The organism is Streptomyces sp. NPDC096205, assembly GCF_044763135.1.
In the GTDB taxonomy this organism is placed as follows: Bacteria; Actinomycetota; Actinomycetes; order Streptomycetales; family Streptomycetaceae; genus Streptomyces.
On the sequence record NZ_JBIWFS010000005.1, the window covers coordinates 1 to 18,120 of the forward strand.

Below are 18,120 nucleotides of genomic sequence, written 5' to 3' on the forward strand. Positions count from 1 at the left end.
TGCCGCGTTGTCGTCACTCGCCGACGCTCCGCGTCGACTCCCTCCTCCGCCTTGCAGCTGCACGCACCAGACCCCGCTCGACCCCGCCAGGAGGCAGAAGCGCCTCGCAGCCGGCCTGATCCAAACGACAGGCCCTAGACCCACCGCATACACAGCCGGCGCCCCGGCGCAGTCGCCGGGGTGCCGGCCAGAACGAAAGCGTCTGACATGCATGATCGTTGGATGATGTCCCGGCTGCAGCGCTACGAGGGCGACCGGCGACTGGCCCACCGCTATCTGAACCATGACGGCCACACGAACTCGCTGTCCCGCGACGGGCTCCTGCGCAGGGTGCGCTCCGTCAGCGCGGCACTGCGCGCCTGGGGCCTGCGTGCGGGTGACCGTCTCGCGCTCGTCGCGGACGAACCGGAGCCGTTCGCCGCCACCTTTCTGGCGGCTGTATGGGCCGGGATGGTCCCCGTGCCGGTGGCGCCACCCCCGGCGCTCGGGCGCCGGGACGACTGGCACGCGCAGCTGACCGGCGCGCTGGCCGCCTTGGACGTGCGCGCGGTCGGGGCACCCGAGAGGACGGCGGTCGCGCTGCCCCAGCCCGGTCTCGCCATCATCACCTACGAGGCGCTCACCGCCGCGACAGGAGCCGACGGCAGCCAACCAGCACCGTTCCGGCCCGAGCGCCTGCTCTATCTGCAGTTCAGCAGTGGCACCACGGGACGACCTCGTGCGGTGGCGGCGACCTGTCAGGCGGTGACCGCCAACAGTCTGGCCATCATGCGCCACGGCCTGGACGCCGACAGCGAGCACGACCACGGGGTGAGCTGGCTGCCGCTCCATCACGACATGGGTCTGGTGGGATTCCTTCTGGCGCCGTTGGCCGTCGGAGTATCGGTCACCCTGCTGCCGCCGCGGCTGTTCCTCCGTGATCCCGGTGTGTGGATGCGGACGATGTCGCACACACGCGGCACCATCACCAGCGCCCCGAACTTCGCATACGGCCTGGCCGCCCGACGAGTACGCCCGGAGGACGCCGCCGCCCTCGACCTGTCTGCGGCGCATTCGCTGCTGTGCGGCGGGGAGAACGTCAGCCTGGCCACGCTGCAGCGTTTTGCCGAGGCCTATGGGCCGGCCGGTCTTGCTCCGTCGTCGCTGCGCCCGTGCTACGGGCTGGCCGAGTCGACCCTCGCGGTCGCCCTCACCCCGCGGGGCCAAGGTCCGCGCAGCGAACGGATCTCGGTTGCCGACCTGCACGAGCGCGGGCGGGCAGTCAGCACGGCGTCCGACGCCCCCCAGGTGGAAGTCACGGACTGCGGCACCCCCTTCCCGGGGCATCGCGTCGTGGTGCGGCGCCCGGACGGTTCACCGTGCGCGGACCGGGAGATCGGCGAGATCTGCGTGCGCGGACCGTCCGTCGCCTCCGGCTATCTCGACGACCCGGCCGCCACGGCCAAGGTGTTCGGCACGGACGGCTGGCTGCGCACGGGAGACCGCGGTTACCTGGCCGCCGGCCGGGTGCATGTGACCGGACGGATCAAGGATCTTCTCGTGGTCAACGGACGCAACGTCGACCCCGAGCACGTGGAGCGCCTCGTGGAGGTTCTTCCCGGGGCACGGCCCGGTGGCGTGGTCGCCTTCACCCGTCCCGCGGCGGAGTCCGAGGAAGTGGTCGTGGTCGCCGAGTGCGGTGCTGCCGCGAGCGCGCCGCTGCAGCAAGCCGTGCGAGCTGCTGTCGCACGGCACTTGGACGTCGCCGTGGCCGAGGTGGTGACGGTCCGGCCGGGCAGCATCGCGCGCACCACGTCCGGTAAGCCGAGGCGAAGTGCTGTGCGCGCCGGTTACCTTGCCGCCGCCTACATGACCGCCGCTGTCTGACAGTTCGAGACGAGGGATGACAACGCTCATGAACAGGGCCGAAGTTGTGTACGCAGTGTCAAACGCCTACCGCACCGTGTGCCGGGGCGAGCCGGTACGGGGGGTGCAGGAGCATATGGAGGTCTGGTCGCTGGGGCTGGACTCGTTGCAGATCCTGGAGATGGTCACGTGCCTTGAGCAGGCCCTCGGCGTGCGGATCGCGACGGACCAGCTGGGTGACGTCGTCACCATCGGCGACTTGTGCACCGTACTCGAAGGCGCCGGGCGAAAGGGGACAGGCGCGGAGGTCTGCGTCTGAGAGAGCGGCGAAGAGCCGCGCGCAGTACGAGGGTGGGGCCCGGTCACCGACCGGGCCCCACCCTGTTCGGATCGCTCAGTCCGTTACCGGCCGTCCGTCGCGCCGGTACGGTCGAAGCAGGCCAGGACGAGCCGGGCGACGGCCGTGAGGTCCTCCGCCTGGAGGACGTCGGCCAACTGCAGATCGCAGCCGAGATGGGAGCGGACCCGCACCGCGAACTCCGCGGCCATCAAGGAGTCCACCCCCATCTGGTCCGGGCGGCGCCGCCGGTCGATGCGCTCGGGTGCGATGTGCAGCACCTCGGCCAGCAACGCGCACAGCGTCCCCTCGACCAGTTCCAGGGCCTCGGTCTCCGAGGCCGCCACGACGGCATCGCGCAGGGCCAGGGCATGTTCGGTGGTCTCGCCCTGGGGGATCATGGCCGCGGTCCGCGGGGCGGTGAGGCTGGGCAGCCAGTGCTTGACCCGGGACCAGTCCGTGTCGCAGACGGCCGCTGCCGTGACGTCCTCCGCGAGGAACCGGTCGAGGGCGGCCAGCGCGGCAGCGGAGGACAGCCTGCCGCCGAGGCCACCGACCGCCACTTCCTCGACCCGTCCGCTGCGCTGAACGGCCCCGGTGTCCGTGATCACCCCCCAGGCGACGGCCAGCGCATGCTGCCCACGGCGGCGGCGGGCGCGCACCAGCCCTTCCATGGCGAGGTTCGCCGCCGCGTACACGGCCTGCCTGATGTTGCCGATGGTGACCGCCATGGAGCTGTACACGATGAAGAAGTCCAGGTCACGGCCCTGGGTCAGCTGGTCGAGATGCCGACTGGCGGTGAGCTTGGGGGCGAGCATGGCGCGCATCTGCTCGTCGCTCGCCTCGGCCAGCAGGGTGTCCTCGTTGACCATCGCGGCGTTGACCACACCGGCCAGCCGACGCCCTGCCGCGTCGATCTGCTCCAGAACCCCGCGGACGGCCTGTTCCTCGGAGCAGTCGGCGGCGCACACGAGGGTGGTGACGCCCAGGGAGCGCAGGTCCTCCATGAGAGCCGGGGCTTCCGGTGCCGCGCCGCCCCGACGGCTGACCAGGGTGAGATGACGCGCTCCGCTCTCGGCGAGATGGCGAGCGGTCGCGGCCCCGAGACCGCTCAGCCCGCCGATGACGAGGTAGGTGGCTTCCGGCTCCACCCGCAGACCACGGCCCCCCGCGGCGGGCACGAACGGTGTCGCGGTGGTGAAGTCGATGACGACCTTGCCGAAGTGCCGGGAGTGCTGAAGGTCCGCGAAGGCCTCCTCCAGGCGGCCCGCCGGATAGACGCGGTGGGGCAGGGGCCGGTAGGCGCCGCTGTGCACGGCTTCTCCGATGTCCACGTTGAGCCGGCCGGCCAGGGCCTGGTGGTGACCGAGGAGCAGGGAGACGTCCACGGCGTGGAAGGCGATGTTGTTCTGCAGGGCGCCCAGCGGCAGAGAGTTGTCGGCCAGGAAGTCCTGCTTGCCCAGCTCGATGAAGCGTCCCCCTGGTTTGAGCAGGCCCACGCTGCGCACCAGGGCCTCGCCCGCGAGCTGGTTCAGGACGACGTCGACTCCTTCGCCGTCGGTGAGGTCCTTCACCTGATCGGCGAAGTACAGGCTGCGGGAGTCCAGGACGTGTTCGATGCCGAGCAACCGCAGCAGGGCGCGTTTGGCCGGTGTTCCCGCGGTGGCGACGACGTGCGCGCCGGCCTGCCGCGCGATCTGCAGGGCCGCCATGCCCACCCCGCCGGCGGCCCCGTGCACCAGAACGGTCTCGCCCGGTGCCAGGCGCGCGAGGTGGTGCAGCCCGTAGTGCGCGGTGAGGTAGGTGATCGGCAGGGTCGCCGCTTCGGTCAGCGGCATGTCGGCGGGTACGGTGAGCAGATGGTCGGCCTCGGCCCGCACGTGCGAGCCCAGACAGCCGGCGGCCGGCCCCATGACCCGGTCGCCGGGGGCGAAGCGGGTGACTCCGGGGCCGACGGCCATGACGGTTCCGGCGCACTCGAAGCCGAGCCGGATGCCGTGGCCCTCGGGGTCCGGCAGCGGGGGCATCTTGCCGGTGGCGATGAGCACATCGCGGTAGTTCAGGCCCGCGGCCGCGACCTGGAGCACCACCTGGCCGGGCCCCGGTACGAGAGGCTCGGCGCTCCTCCAGCCGAGCCGGTAGCGCAGACCGGTCTCCTCCAGCGCGAGGGTGAAGTTCTCCGCGCGGGCGGCACGAGCGCGCCCCGCCAGCGGCCGGACGACCGCGGCGAACCGGCCCTGTTCGGTCAGCAGCACCTCGTCCTCGGGGGCGTTCGCCCGCAGCTCGTCCACGAGCCGGGCCACCAGCCGGCCCGTTGCCGCGGGCTGTTGCGGGGGTGTCAGGGCGATGCGGCGGACGGCGAGGTCGGGACGCTCGTTGGCCAGGCAGCGGGCCGCGGCCCACAGGGCGGCGGCGGCGTCTCGTGCCGGCAGGGCACTGAGCCCGTCCCGTACCGGCCGGGCACCTGACCCGTCCTGGGCCGCCTCGGCCACGAGCCATACGGTCACCGGGTCGGCGTTGTCGCGGTCGTCCTGCCGGGGACACGCGTTGTCCAAGGCTCGCAGCAGGGTCAGATAGCCCAGGGCGGCGTCGGTCTCCGCGACGGCCGACACGGCCGGGCAGGGCCCGGTGGCGAGCACCGCGATGTCGGTCGGCAGCGGCCGGCCGGCCAGCCGCCGGGCCAGGGGCTCGGGAGTCAGGCCGCTGTCGTGGCACTCGACGACGTCGGAGGATCCCGCCCGCAGGGCGGCCGCCAGGTGCTCGACGCCGGGTGTGCCGTCAAGCTCGCCGAGGAGCAGCCAGTGCCGGGGGCGCGCCGCGGAGTCGGGCGGCGGGGTGGAGTCGGACGGTGGGGTGGAGTCGGCCGGCGTGCTGGAGACGGAGATGGACGCGGTGGTGGAGGCGGACGGGCTGGTGGAGGCCGAGATGGACGCAGTGGTGGAGGCGGACGGCGTGGTCGGGCCGCAGGCGCGGGTCGTCAGCAGGACGGACTGGTCCCCGCGGGCGGGTTCCTCGTCGTCACCGCACTGCACCGTGCCGGTGAAGCCGCACTCCGCGAGCAGTTGCCGCCAGCTGTCCCGGTCCAGCAGGGGGCCGTCGGGACGCAGTTCGGTGTCGGTGGCGGTCCAGAACGAGTCGAGCAGTCCGAAGACGGGCGCCATGGCCTCGATGCTGTGACTCTCGACGGCGAGGAGCTGACCGCCGTCGGCGAGCAGGCCGCCGGCATGGCGGATGCCGGCGGCCAGGTCCCGTGCGGTGTGCAGCACGTTGCCTGCGACCACGACGTCGAAGGAGCCGGCCGTGAAGCCCTGCCGCACGGGGTCGGTGTCGAGGTCCAGGACCCGGTAGTCGAGGAAGTCGTATCCCTCGAACCGTGCCTTCGCCCGGGGAAAGTGAGCGGAGGAGACGTCGGTGAACACGTACTGGGTGTGGTGGGCCCGCAGATGCGGCAGCAGGGCCACGGTGAGACTTCCGGTCCCGCCGCCCAGCTCAAGGATGCGCAGGGGCCGTTGCGCAGGCCAGTCAGCCACCGCGGCGGCCAGCAGGTCGGCGGCCAGCGCGTTGTGGTAGCCGCCCAGCTCCGCGTCATAGATGCGGGCCGCGAGCGCGTCCGGCTCCGCGAAGAGCAGCTCCAGAGCGTCGATCTCGCCGCGCAGCACCCCTTCCAGGTGCCGCCCGCACACGCCGTAGGTGGTCAGCGTCGTCGCCGCTGCGGGATGGCGTTCCAGCGCCCGGCGGAAGTGCTCCTCGGGGCGGGGCCGACGGGCGAGCAGCCAACGGTCCTCGCCGGCCGCGGCTGTCATCCCGTAGCGCGTGGTGATGGCCAGCAGCACGCCGAGCAACCGCTTGTACCGGGGTTCGGCCCCGGCGGCCACGAGATCGGCGAGGGTGAACTCGCCGCGTCCGGGCAGCAGTGCGGCGAGCGCTGCCGCCGTGTGGTGGGCGACCACGGCCCCCAGATCGTGCCGGTAGCGGGCGTAGTCGTGCTGCTCGCGCCACCGCCGGGTGAGCGCGGCGCGTGCCGCGGCGCTGGCGTCGAGCGCAGCGGCGGGGGCCGTGAGCGGCGGCGTGGTCGGCGCGGTGGTGCCCGGAAGTGGTGCGGCCCGTACCGTCTCCTCCAGGTGCTGCATCCGCGGGTGGGCCGAGTCGAGGCGCTGGGCGTGGAGGCCTCGTACTTCCATGACGACGTCGCCGCCGGTGTCCGCGACGGTGACGTCGAGGGTGATCCTGTCGAAGGAGGCTGCGCGGGCGCGCAGGTGCACGAGTCCGGCGGCGGGCAGGGCCGTCCACCAGTGCACCGCGTCGACGCGGACGGGGACGTACGGCGCGGGTGTGTCGGTGAAGGAGGGGCCGAGGGCCAGGGCCGCCTGGAAGCAGGCGTCCAGGGCCGCTGGATGGGCGCAGTGTCCGTCCGCACCGTCCAGGGGAAGACTGACGCTGTCGAGCGGCAGGGTGAAGGAGGCCACGGCCTCCCCGTCCGCGGTGCGCAGGGCTGTCACACCGCGGAAGGCGGGCCCGTAGTCGAGCCGTGCCCGCGCGCAGGCCGCGTAGAAGTCGGCGATGTCGACGTGTTTGCCGACGCGATGGGTGAGTGCTTCCGTGTCGAGCTGCTCGGGCGGCCGACGCAGCAGGCGGCGTACCCGTGCGGTGGCGTGCTGTGTCCACGCCCCGCTGCCGCCGCGGCTGCTGACGGTGAAGCCGCCGTCGGCCGTGAGACGTGTGGACAGGGCGATGTCCATGGCGGGGTCGTCGACGGGCAGCCGCAGTGCCGCGGACAGGGCCAGGCCAGTCACTTCGACGGGGCCGTCGAAGGCGGCCCGTCCGGCGCCCAGTGCCATGTCGATGTAGCCGGCTCCCGGCCACAGCACGGCGCCGTCGACCTTGTGGTCACGCACCCAAGACGGGTTGCCCTGTTCGATACGGCGGTGCCAGACGGCTTCCGGGCCCGCCTGTCGCCGGCCGAGCAGCGGGTGCCGTTCCGGTTCGGCTTCGTCCGCGCCTGCCCCTTCCAGCCACCAGTCGGGGCTGCCGCTCCAGTGCCTCTCCCGCTGCCAGGGGTAGGCCGGCAGGTCGGCGACGTCACCGGGGTGGGGGAAGAAGGTCGTCCACTCCACCTCGACTCCCAGCGCCAGCAGCCGGCTGTGCGTGGCGTCCAGCGCGGCCGGGCCGGCCTGCTCGCGGGAGAGGGTGGTCAGACAGGTGACGGGCCGGATCTCCGCATCGGCGGTGGTGCGTCGTAGATACGTCCGCAGCGCCGGGTGGGGGCCGATCTCCACCAGCACGTCGCAGTCGAGGTCGGGGCCGGTCAGTTCGCGCACCGCCTGGCTGAACAGCACCGGGCGGCGCGTGTTGTGCCACCAGTACTCCGCGTCCAGTTCGGTGCCCTCCACCACCGCCCCGGTGACAGTGGACACCAGGGGAAGCGTGGTCGCGGAAGGGGCCAGTGAGGAGAGGGCTTCCTTGAGGCGGGGCTGCACCTCGTCCATCGCCGGGCTGTGGAAGGCGTGGTCCAGACCGAGGTCGCGGAAGAAGACGCCGTCCTCGGCCAGGACCCGCCCGAGTTCTTCCAGCGCCTGCGCGTTCCCCGACACCGTCACGTCGTCGTCGGAGTTGACGGCCGCCACCACCAGCCGGTCGTCGAGTCCCAGGGCCACGAGCTTGTCGGCCGCCATCGTCGGGCCGAGGTGCACCGCGGCCATGCGTCCAGTCCCGGCGGTCCTCCCCTGGGCGCGGCTGCGCTCGGCGACCACGAGGCACGCCTGGTCCCGTGACAGCGCTCCGGCGGCATAGGCGGCGGCGACCTCGCCGGCGCTGTGTCCGCACACGGCCGCCGGGACGAATCCCCGGCTGCGCAGCGCCGCCACCAGGCCCGCCTGCACGGCGAAGAGCATCGGCTGCGCCACCTCGGTGCGCCGCCAGTCCTGGCGCGCCGGGCCGGCGGCCATCTCCTCCCGTACGGACCAGCCCAGCAGGGGCAGCAGCGCCTCGTCGACAGCGGCGACCTCCTGGGCGAAGGCCCGGTCACCGCGCAGCAGTTCGGCGCCCATGCCCGGCCACTGCGAGCCGTTCCCGTCGAACACGAACGCGATACGGCCACCGGTGGCCGCGGGGAGCGGCTCCAGGCCCTCGGCCGCTGTCAGCGCGCGCAGTTCCGCTGCCGCGCCCTCGGCGTCGGGGGCGAGGACCGCCGCACGGTAGGTGTGCCAGGCGCGGCGCCGGCACGCGGTGTAGGCGGCGTCGTAGAAGGCCTTCTCCGGCTGCGGCTGCTGCGCGAGGGCGGCGAAGTGCGACGCCCACGCGTCGGCTGCCTGCCGTACGGCCTGCGGGGTGCGGGCGGAGATGACGATCGGCAGTCTGGCCTGCGGGCGTGAGGTGGGTGTGGTGCGCAGGGCTACAGAGGGCCGTTCCGGGGTCCGCCGCTGCGACGGGACGGGCGGCGGGGCGAGGACGACGTGCGCGTTGGCGCCGCCGAAGCCAAAGGAGTTGACCCCCACGACCCGCTGTCCGCCGACGGGCAGCGGCCGTTCGTCGACGGCGGGGTCCAGGCCGAGGTGGGTGAAGTTGATGGCCGGGTTGAGGGGGGTCGCGTACAGGGAGCGGGGGATCCGCTCGTTACGCAGCACCAGCAGGCCCTTGAAGAGACCGGCCATTCCGGAGGCGGCTTCGGAGTGCCCGAGATTGGACTTGACCGAGCCGACGGGCAGCGGCCCGCTCGCGCGGCCGCGGCCCAGTGCCTGGCCCACGGCCCGGCACTCCACCGGGTCGCCGATGCCGGTGCCCGTCCCGTGCAGTTCGACGTAGGCGACGTCCTCGGCGGACAGCCCGGCCGCGGCGTACGTCCGCGAGATCAGCTCGGCCTGGGCGCGGGCGCTGGGAAACGTCAGGCCCAGGGTGCGGCCGTCCGCGTTGACGGCGCTGGCGGGGATGACGGCGTGCACGCGGTCGCCGTCCGCCAGGGCCGCCGCAAGGGGCTTGAGGACCACGACTCCGGCGCCCTCCGCGCGGACGAACCCGTCGGCGTTCGCCGACAGCGGCCGGCAGCGGCCGGTCGGCGAGAGCATCGACGCCTGGCTGAACCCGATGAAACCGCTGGGAGCGACCATGACGTGCACTCCGCCGGCCAGCGCCACCGCACTGCGGCCCGAACGCAGCGTCTCACACGCCTGGTGCACCGCTGTCAGCGCGGACGAGCACGCCGTGTCCACGGCCTGGGAGGGGCCGCGTAGACCGAAGGCGTACGACAGGCGGTTGGCCGCGTTGCAGGCGGCGAGGCCGGTCATGGTGTGTGCGTCCACCGCGCGGGGCCGCTGTTCCTGCAGGGCCGCGTAGTCGTGGGCGGACAGGCCCGTCATCACCGCGGTGTCGCTGCCCGCCAGAGCCATCGGATCGATCCCGGCGTCGTCCAGCGCCTCCACCGCGCACTCCATCAACAGCCGGTGCTGCGGGTCAAGTTGGGCGGCCTCACGGGGTGAGATCCCGAAGAAGTCCGCGTCGAAGGACGCCACGTCGTCCAGGAAGGCCCCGGCGGCGGTGTACGACTTGCCGGGTCTGGCCGGGGCATCGCAGACGAACTGCTCTACGGGAAATCGGTCCGGCGGCACCCGTCCGATCACATCGCGTCCTTCCGCGAGCAGCGCCCACAGCCCTGTCAGGTCGGTGATGCCTCCGGGCAACCGCACGCCCACACCCACCACCGCCACGGCACAGCCGGGTCCGCTGTCTGCGACCCGGCACGCGTCCGACACGTCGATCACTCAACTCTCCCCAAGGGTGAACGGCCTCTCCCCGCCCGGTAATCAGGCGTTGCTCAGGCCCGAACGACTGCCGCTTTCCCATCCCGCGAAATGCACGCGCCTCGGTCACCTACGACTCGTTCGTTCACAGGCGGCGGCAACGGGAATTCAATCCATGCCGACCCCGGGGGGCAACGACCCGTCCACTCACCGAGCGTGTCGGTTTCGGCTTCTCCGGAAACCGGATGAGAAGACTTCGAGGACAACCCGCGGTGCGGCCCACCAGGGCTGTGTCACGGTGGCCCGGGTCCTCCACGAGAGATAACGTCACACCGTCTCAAGATCCCGTTCTGTCGGCATGTCACGGAACGGGCGCCGGCCCGCGCTTTCAGGAGGTAAGGAACACCATGGCGGCGGACATCCGGGTCCACACCTTGCGGGGGTACCGAATTCGAAGCATGCAGTGGCATTGCCCCGCACCCAGCGTCGCTCCCATTCTCCTGGTACCTGGCGGGGCTCAGACAATGTCCGCCCTCAAGGCGCAGGCGGAGGCACTCTCCCAGCATGCGATCACAGTGAGCGTCGACCTGCCGATGGATCCCGGACGCAACTCCCTGCCTGCCGATGCCAGCCTTGAGCACGCTGCGAACGAGCTGCACGATGTGATCGAGGAACTCGACCTCGGCCCGGTCAACCTGCTCGGACTTTCGGCCGGCGCTCACATCGCCTACGCCATCGCGCTGCACCATCCCGCCACCGTCGCGCAGGTCGCCCTGGGGGGCCTGTGTGCCGAACTGCCTGACGACATCGATGATTTGTTCGCCCTCGGCGAGGCCATGGTGGGCGAGGGGCGGGTCGACATGCTGGCGGATCTCGTCTCCCGGCGCGTGATGTGCGAGGACGGCAGCCTTTCGGTACGCAAGCGGGAAGTTCTGCACGCCGGAATCAAGCGGCGCATCATGGGCCGTAGCACCGAGCAGCTCAAGCGGGACGCCGCTCTTCTCCGGGCCTATACCGAGAGAGTGGATTTCCTCCCCAAGGACGGCTTGACGCAGCCCACGCTGTTCTTCACCGGCGAGTACGACGCCCTCACTCCATTGGAAGCCGTCCGTCCGCTCGCGGACCGCTGTACCGATGCCCGTCTGTTCTCCATCAGGGACAGCGATCATCTGGCCATCCTGGAGCGGACGAACGAGGTCGCCGACATGGTGGCGCGCTTCTTCTCCGGCCGGCCTCTCGAAAGCCTGCCGTACGGTCAACTGCTTTCCGCCCAGCCTGCCTGACGCCTCGTAGTCACTCACGGAGCGAACCCCGTACGGGAGGAAGGCGCTTTTCCATCGCTTCGGCATCCGACACCGACGGCCGACGTCGGCGAAGAGCATGTCGGGCCGCCTGCGTGGCCGGCCCACGACTCCGTCCACTGCCGGGAACTTGTCCAGCAGCGGCAGCAACTGGGTGATGTCGTTGCGGCAGCCACCGGTCAGCGACACCGCGAGCGGAAGACCCTGGCCGTCGGTGAGGACGGGGTGCTTGCTGCCCAGCCGTGCAGGCACGACGGCATCCATCAGCTGGAAGGCGAGGGTGCGCAGGTCGTCGTGCGCGGACAGCACCGACAGGCGCTGGGTCTTCTCCCATGACGTGCCGCCCGGCAACGTCAGCGCGAGGGTCAGTGGGTGGGCCACCTGGCAGCGGCGGCACAGCCGCTCCGAGCCGGGCGACCAGGCTGCGCAGGGCGGCGCGGACGGCGGCGCCGCCCAGCGCGTACCGGCCGAAGGAGCAGCGCACGGTGGGGGCAGGGCTTCACTTTCACAGCGACCCGCCTTCAGCGTGGCGCGCACCACTCACCCGCGAAGGTCCGCGGGGCGCGGGCGAGCGTGCGATGCCCGAGGACCGGGGCGCCGGGGCGCCAAGGCCGGGAAGCATGCGGTGCTGACGCCGTGATGCGGCACGGGAGTCGCGACTCGGCCACCACCGGAAACGGACGAAGGAGCCGGGACGCGGACGCGGAGCCGGTCCCAGGAGGTCTTGCCCGGCGTGCCGTTGGCGTCGGCCCCCGTGAATCCGATCTTGCGCTGCCAGGCGGCGTACGACTCTCGATCCGCTTCCGTCCACTCGGGTCCGCGACCCGACCGGTACTTTCCGCAGCCCTCCGCCACCAGGCGTTTGCCCATCGCGGCGATCAGCCGGCTGCGCTGTCCCGAGTGGAAGAAGGCCGATCCTGGAAATGGTGCCAGGGCAGGCATGTCCTTTTCCCTTCCGTAAGGGGCCGGACCACTCACAGTGGTGCCGGCGAACGAGTCCGCCAGCGGTCGGGGCAGCAGAACCCCGCAACTCCGGCCACGTCATTCGGAATCCTCAGACGCCGGGAACCTCAAGCCTGTCCCAGCTGAACCGGCCCGGGACACCGTCGGCGGCGTCTCCCGCAAGACCCAGCTTCCGCTGCCAGGCGGCGTACGACCTCACATCGCCCGCTCCCCACACGTCGACGACGGTGCCGGACGTGTAGCGGTCGCAGTCCTCGGCGACGAGCCGGCCGTGCATCGCCGCGATGACCGGCGACTTACGTCCCATCTGGAAGAACGACGCACCGGGGAACGGCTCGAACCGGGGCTCGGCAGGGGACGGCCCGGCCGGCCGGGACCCGAACTCCGGCCAGGAACCGGGGTCGACGTGGTCGTTCTCCGGGACATGCGCATGGGCGTACCACCCTCCTTGCGTCCTCCACTTCTCGGCCGGACATGTATGACGGGACAGGGAGGTCGGGCGGCCCATGGGCCACACGTCGGGTACGCCCCACGAGCTGATCCATGCATGAAGCTCGTCCCAGCCCCTGCAGGGAGTGTCGACCAGCCTCGCGAACACCTTGCCGTTCACCCGGCAGTGCGGGAAGAACAAGGCCTCGACCTGGATGACCACCTTGCCGGCCCGATTGGTTCGCGTACCACCGGTCTTGTCGAACACGGCTTTGCTGCGGGATGTGGCGGGGAAGAACTGGGCGAACTCTCCGGTGAAAGGATCCCAGAGGACGTGCGGAGCCTTGCCGCTGCCACTGCCGGTGAAGAAGCCCTGGAGACTGGCGAACGGAAGCAGATCCAGAGGAGCCTCGGCGGTGGCCTCCAGGTCCCCCGTGATGTGCGCTATCGCCTTTGCCGGGAACGCTGAGTCGCACGAGCCGTGGTCACCGATGTCCACCTTGAGCGCTTGGGGCATCCAGAGATCAGGCATGATCAAACCCTTCCTGCCTGCCGATCGGCGACGATCCGGCACATCGGCTCGAAGGCGGGGCCACCGGCACAGCCGTGACCTGCTCGGCGGGAGCATGAGCACGCTGGAGTGTGCACACCGCCCTGGCGTGCCCTCTTGAGTCAGGTGCCCACCGGTCCGCGACCGGCTTCCGGTCAAGCCGCGTTCGTGATCAGCTCGCTGACCACGAGTTGCGCTGTTCTCATGACCCGGTCCGGCACCGGGAGCCTGTGTTCGGCCGGGCCTGGGCGATGTCGGCCGGCCTGTCCTCGTACGTCGCTGAGGCCGGTCCGGCAGCTGCATCCCATGCCGCTGCCGGCCCCGGGCTGCGGGAGCCTCGCCCATGTCCACCGCCCTCTGGCTGAGCGCCTTGCTCAACGCGGGTACTCCCGCCCGGGACAGACGCGGCAGGCGGGGCAATCCGGCGCACGCTGCGCGTCAGGCGGCCGACTCCTCTCCGGGGGACTCCTCCACCAGCTCGTTCACCCACCGCTGGGCCTCTGTGAGGTTGGCGGCGGTGCCCGCGGGTTCGTACGCAAATCCGTTCCACCCTTGGTTCGTCGGGCCAGAGGTGACGGCGCCGTGCTCAAACCCGCCCAGCTCCAGCTCGCCGCCCAGCTCGGCCTCACCGTCCCGCCCACGCTGGTCACCAACGACGTCGAGGCCGCCCGCACGTTCGCCGCCGACCACGGCCCCGTGATCTACAAGACGTTCCGCGGCCTGCCCCGGGATGAGGACGGCACATCGCCGCGATCCGGGCCCAGCGCGTCGGCCCCGACACCTTCGACGACTCCCTCGCGGTGACCGCCCACGAGCGTCGCGAGGTCGAAGTACCCGCCGCTGTGCGGGGAGATGACCACGTCGTAGGGCCAGTGGTGGAGGCAGACGGCGTGTACGACGGCGTGGTCGTCACCGAGCAGGATGCGGGTGGCTCGGCGTACTTCTCGGCCCAGCCGCAGCCCGGGGCCGGGCAGGGGACGCGGACGTGCGGGGTGCCTTGGGCCGGGTCGAGCCACCAGCGGGCGGCGTCGATCCGGCGGTGTGCCCGTAACCAGGTGCGGCAGAAGTGCTCGGCGGCTTGCTTCTGCGAGTACATCTCGATGACGTAGGGGATTTCCAGGCGTTCGGAGAAGGCTTCGAACAACGGCCGGTAGAGGGTGTCGACCTGGTGGGCGAGAGCTTGCTCGCCGAGCGCCTGCGCGTAGGCGCGCTGGCAGCGGCCCGCCGTCTCCTGGCAACTGCACATCGACCTTCAGGGCTTGCGCCGTCCACGCCGGAACCCACCTCACCCTCGGCTTGTCCTTCGCCTTGAGCGGGCCGGAGGAAGGCCCCGAGGAGAGCCACCGTGTGGAAGCATCTGCCCTGAGCGGCAACCAGAGTTGACGAGAGAGGGCACACCGTGACCAACCCACCCCGCAACCCCTACGACCGCCGCCCCATCCCGACACCGGCCTCCGCGCGGCGACCGGGCGTCGCGACAGCCGCGGGGGTCTTCGCGATGCTGCTCGGTGGGCCCCTGGCCGGCTACGCGGCGTACACCGGGATCAAGACCTTCGAGTCCGGCTTTGGCCCGATCATTGGACTGGTGCTGATGCTCTTCGGCCTGTCCATAGCCCGGAACGCATTTCTGCTCCTGAAAGCCGACGACGCCGCGGCTGAACGACTGACCACGCAACTCGGCATCATCGCAGTTCTGTCCTTGGTCGCGATAGGCGCCATGGTCGCTCAAGCCGACTTCGAAACCGATGCAGCGAAGACCCAGCTCATCGGGTTCGTCACCGCGTTGGTCCTCTCGGTAGCCGCGATCGTGCTGAACTCGCGGCCGGCCACCATGGCCTACACCAACACGCGCCCTCCCTCCACGCCTCGCCAGCCCCCCAGAATCGGCTGACCGTCAGAGCCGGACCATGATGTCCGTGGCGTGCCGCAGCGCCGTACCGCCCCGTCACCTGAGAACCATCGCCTGGGTGCCGGCTGCCGCCCCCGCAGCGGCCACGAGCATCATCGCGGGCCTGCCGGGGAGCCCAGTGCCGCTCCGCCTGCTAGGAGGCGCTGTTGTCGCAACCTTCCACGCTGCGCCGATCGAGCGGAAGTGGCCGGCCCAGCCGCCCTGGTTGGCGACGCTGCCTGCCTGCGGCTTCGACGGCGAGGCGTCGCAGCCGCTGTGCAGGCCAGTAGTGCTCATGAGCCAGGACGGCGGGCCGTCCCACGATTTGCCTCTGCACCACGTGCCCGCGGCCTGCAGCTGGCCTGCCGAAATCCGGCCAACCGGGTGGTGCCGGATGTTCGGTGGACCGTCAAGGCGGGGGGTGTTCGAGCGTCGAATCGTGTACGACAGGCCGAGATACGTCCTTTAGGCCCATGCGCGAGGTTCCTGGGATCACCCACACAGGTGAACCGTTCCTTGACGCGTTCTCCGCGGCGCCCTTCACAGGGGTTCCTAAGATCTTTTCGGCAGCGGTAAAGCGCTTTCTGTCCGCGATCGCCGCTGTTGCCGGACCGGCCGACGTTGCCCGGTCACCTGACCGCATGACGAAGGGGTCCCCCTACACATGACAACGCGACGCACCGCCTCCTGGCTCGCCCTGGCTCTCTGCGCAGCCGGACTGGCTGTGGTTCCGCCTGCCCAGGCCGCGGAGGCGGCCGGCGAGCAGGTTCTCGTCTTCGGCACTCCGGGCAGCACCGACGCCGTCGTCACGGTCGAGCCCACCGTCAAGCAGATCGTCATCGAGGCATGGGGCGGCGCCGCCGCCGGTGAGCCCGGGCCCGTGGCGCCGGAGGCGCGGGCGGTGGAGGCGGGGCCGGTGGAGGCGGGGCCGGCTACAACTCCGACAGCATCGGCGGCGGAGTGAAGGGAGGCCGCGGAGGCCTCGGCGGCTACGGCGGCTCGGGAGGCGCGGGTGCCGGCGGTGGCGCCGACGGGTACACGCGCTGCGTGGTGCCCTGGGAAACTCGACAGCTCGATCAAGATCCGCGTGCATGTGGGTGGCGGCGGGCGGTCCGCGAGTCCCGGACGAGGCGGTTCCGGCGGATCCGGCGGCGCCCGGGGCGTCAACGGCTTCGTCGGTATCGGTCTGATCGACGGATACGCCGGAACGGACGGCACCAGTGGCGGCGCCCCGTCGCTCAGCCAGGCTCGTCGTGGCATCTCACAGGTCTACCTCCGCACGGGAATCGGCACCGACAAACCCGAGCGGCGCACTGCCGCGGACCATCTCGCTCGCGCTGGCCCAGGGCGGCCCGGAGGGCACTCCTGCGGTCCCCGGCGCACACGGTACGGCCGGCCAGGGCGGCAAGGTCGGCTCCAGCTGGAACGGCACCGACGGTGCGGACGGCGCGTGGGGCGCAGACGGGGCAGACGGATCCGGCGGCAGGGCCAAGCCGTCGTACACGTACGCCCTGAAGACGGCCTGCCCCGACTCCGGCGAGGGCGACGCGGTCAACTCTCCCGGGCAGCAGGGCTTCGCGGGCGGCGACGGCCACATGAGCAACGACGGGGGGATCCCCCGCCCCGTGGGCGGCCAGCCGGTGCAGACCGCCGCCCAGCACACGGTCACACCGCCCGTCGCGGGCGTCGGCCAGGGCGGTATCGGCGGCGCCGGCGATGACGGCGGCCACCACGGCGGCGGTGCCGGTTCCGCTGCGGAGAGGAGCACGTCCCAGCCCGGCGTGGACGGCTCGGGCGGCACCACGGGCACGTCCGGCACCAGCGGCGGAAACGGCTACGTCCGCCTGACCCTGGTGAGCTGATGCCGCGCCACCCCACCCACGCGTACCGGCCCCCGAACATGCCGTTCGGGGGCCAGTACGTACGACCTTCCACATGAGGCTCGCGTCGTCGTGCGGTTCCAACGGGGAAAGCATGCTGAACTCAGCCGTCCGCGTCCCCGCGATGGCACTGGTGTCGTTGACCGTCACGCATGCACCCCCGCTTCACCGCCGGCGCTGGGCATTTCATATATCGTGTCTGGCCGCCCCTCACCGCCGCACGCCCGGAAGCGGCCGGCCGTTTCCCCGACACGCGAAGGGTGCCGGGCAAACTGTGCCCGGCACCCCGTGACCAGCGGCTGTCGCGCGGAGGGAATCAGCTCACCGCAGGCCGGTCGGCAGACCGCCCGAAGCCACCGGGCGCGGGCGCATGCCAGGCCGCCGGGGCCCGCGAGGCGGGCCGGTGAATCACCCGCAGGGGGCCTCCCGCCGGCAGCAGCGATCCGCTGCCCGCCCGGCCCGGGACTGGAGTTCGGCGATCGTGCAGCGCTCTGCCCGGGGACCCCTGCCCCGTCCGGTGCCGGTGCCGGCGGCGCCCGGCTGTTCGTGTGCCGGGCTCCCAGCGAAGAAGCAGGGCGGCGATGAGTATCGGTGTGACGGTCAGGATCGTGAACGTCATGACCGGACCGCCGGCCTCGGCCGATCGTGCGCGATGAGCGGCGGCTCGGGCTCGGGCGCGAGCGCCACCGGGGGCCGCGGCTCGGCCTGCTGTTGCGGGCGCCGACTGCGGGGCGGGTGTTGCCCGGCAGCTGCTGCGACGTCGAGCAGGCGCTGCACGGGTCGGGAGGTGTTCGTCATCCGCAGGCGGCGCCGAGGGCCGGTCCAGCTGTCCACCAGGGCCAGGAGGCCGGAGTCGGCGAAGGTGACGCGGGAGGTGTCCAGGAGCAGACCGGTGTATCCGTGGGCGGCGGCGAGTATCTCGCGTACGGGGGCGGCGCTGTAGTGGTCGACCTCTCCCGCCAGGTGGACGACCAGCGTGTCCCCGACCGAGGTGCAGGAATGGAGGACTATGGCGTAGGGCGCGGTGTCCGCGCCCGTGTCATGCCGGCTGGTGGGGTGGGTCAGTATCGGGCTGGTGGTCGATGTACTCACGCCCCAGTAACTGGAGCTCACCCACGGCGGGCAACGAGTGATCTCGGTGATTCACCCGCATCTGTCGGGATGATCCCCACTCCGGGGGAAACTGGCCACCCA

The 18,120-nt window shown here is 71.6% G+C and carries 10 protein-coding genes and 2 pseudogenes; 7 read left to right on the forward strand and 5 right to left on the reverse strand.

Going from position 1 to position 18,120, the window contains the following annotated elements; all coding sequences use genetic code 11:
- Window positions 1-222: 222 nt before the first annotated feature.
- Together ACIQ6Y_RS19255 and ACIQ6Y_RS19260 are read left to right on the forward strand one after the other, a co-directional pair.
- Window positions 223-1,866 carry an AMP-binding protein gene (locus tag ACIQ6Y_RS19255; protein ID WP_404040145.1) on the forward strand — a complete coding sequence of 548 codons (1,644 nt, stop codon included), beginning with the start codon at window positions 223-225 and terminating at the stop codon, window positions 1,864-1,866.
- A 28-nt stretch (window positions 1,867-1,894) separates the two neighbouring features.
- Window positions 1,895-2,164 (forward strand): acyl carrier protein, encoded by a 270-nt coding sequence (locus tag ACIQ6Y_RS19260; protein ID WP_404040147.1) that lies wholly within the window; start codon window positions 1,895-1,897, stop codon window positions 2,162-2,164.
- 83 nt (window positions 2,165-2,247) lie between these two features.
- Here the strand turns inward: ACIQ6Y_RS19260 and ACIQ6Y_RS19265 are convergent, their stop codons facing one another.
- The gene (locus tag ACIQ6Y_RS19265; RefSeq protein WP_404040150.1) at window positions 2,248-9,936 is read right to left on the reverse strand and encodes an SDR family NAD(P)-dependent oxidoreductase; all 7,689 of its coding nucleotides are present in this window, start codon (window positions 9,934-9,936) and stop codon (window positions 2,248-2,250) included.
- 437 nt (window positions 9,937-10,373) lie between these two features.
- Between ACIQ6Y_RS19265 and ACIQ6Y_RS19270 the strand changes: the two genes are divergently transcribed.
- Window positions 10,374-11,198: an alpha/beta fold hydrolase gene (locus tag ACIQ6Y_RS19270; RefSeq protein WP_404041513.1), complete on the forward strand. Its 825-nt coding sequence runs from the start codon at window positions 10,374-10,376 to the stop codon at window positions 11,196-11,198.
- A 78-nt stretch (window positions 11,199-11,276) separates the two neighbouring features.
- Here the strand turns inward: ACIQ6Y_RS19270 and ACIQ6Y_RS19275 are convergent.
- The 3 genes and pseudogenes from ACIQ6Y_RS19275 to ACIQ6Y_RS19285 form a co-directional block, all read right to left on the reverse strand.
- Window positions 11,277-11,459: pseudogene (locus ACIQ6Y_RS19275) on the reverse strand (IS5/IS1182 family transposase); the annotation flags it as partial.
- A gap of 456 nt (window positions 11,460-11,915) precedes the next feature.
- A pseudogene (locus ACIQ6Y_RS19280) lies at window positions 11,916-12,155 on the reverse strand (peptidoglycan-binding protein); the annotation flags it as partial.
- 115 nt (window positions 12,156-12,270) lie between these two features.
- Entirely contained in the window at window positions 12,271-13,140 is an 870-nt protein-coding gene (locus ACIQ6Y_RS19285; RefSeq protein WP_404040152.1) for a peptidoglycan-binding protein, read from the reverse strand.
- A 600-nt stretch (window positions 13,141-13,740) separates the two neighbouring features.
- Here ACIQ6Y_RS19285 and ACIQ6Y_RS19290 point away from each other — a divergent pair.
- The 4 genes from ACIQ6Y_RS19290 to ACIQ6Y_RS19305 all read left to right on the forward strand — a co-directional run bounded on the left by ACIQ6Y_RS19290 (window position 13,741) and on the right by ACIQ6Y_RS19305 (window position 16,908).
- Window positions 13,741-13,962: a hypothetical protein gene (locus tag ACIQ6Y_RS19290; RefSeq protein WP_404040155.1), complete on the forward strand. Its 222-nt coding sequence runs from the start codon at window positions 13,741-13,743 to the stop codon at window positions 13,960-13,962.
- A 595-nt stretch (window positions 13,963-14,557) separates the two neighbouring features.
- Window positions 14,558-15,049: a hypothetical protein gene (locus tag ACIQ6Y_RS19295; protein ID WP_404040158.1), complete on the forward strand. Its 492-nt coding sequence runs from the start codon at window positions 14,558-14,560 to the stop codon at window positions 15,047-15,049.
- A gap of 661 nt (window positions 15,050-15,710) precedes the next feature.
- A complete protein-coding gene (locus ACIQ6Y_RS19300; protein WP_404040161.1) occupies window positions 15,711-16,010 on the forward strand; it encodes a hypothetical protein in 300 nt (99 codons plus the stop codon).
- Window positions 16,011-16,299: 289 nt separating this feature from the next.
- Window positions 16,300-16,908: a hypothetical protein gene (locus ACIQ6Y_RS19305; RefSeq protein WP_404040164.1), complete on the forward strand. Its 609-nt coding sequence runs from the start codon at window positions 16,300-16,302 to the stop codon at window positions 16,906-16,908.
- A gap of 633 nt (window positions 16,909-17,541) precedes the next feature.
- On the opposite strand, the gene ACIQ6Y_RS19310 is transcribed toward ACIQ6Y_RS19305, so the two are convergent.
- Complete coding sequence (locus ACIQ6Y_RS19310) at window positions 17,542-18,018, reverse strand: STAS domain-containing protein (protein WP_404040166.1); 477 nt, start codon at window positions 18,016-18,018, stop codon at window positions 17,542-17,544.
- Between the last annotated feature and the right edge of the window lie 102 nt (window positions 18,019-18,120).

Excerpts from the sequence above, each read along its gene's own strand:
- ACIQ6Y_RS19285 (WP_404040152.1), bottom strand. The coding sequence starts at position 13,140 with ATGCCTGATCTCTGGATGCCCCAAGCGCTCAAGGTGGACATCGGTGAC.
- ACIQ6Y_RS19260 (WP_404040147.1), top strand. The coding sequence starts at position 1,895 with ATGAACAGGGCCGAAGTTGTGTACGCAGTGTCAAACGCCTACCGCACC.
- ACIQ6Y_RS19255 (WP_404040145.1), top strand. The coding sequence starts at position 223 with ATGATGTCCCGGCTGCAGCGCTACGAGGGCGACCGGCGACTGGCCCAC.
- ACIQ6Y_RS19270 (WP_404041513.1), top strand. The coding sequence starts at position 10,374 with ATGCAGTGGCATTGCCCCGCACCCAGCGTCGCTCCCATTCTCCTGGTA.
- ACIQ6Y_RS19300 (WP_404040161.1), top strand. The coding sequence starts at position 15,711 with ATGACAACGCGACGCACCGCCTCCTGGCTCGCCCTGGCTCTCTGCGCA.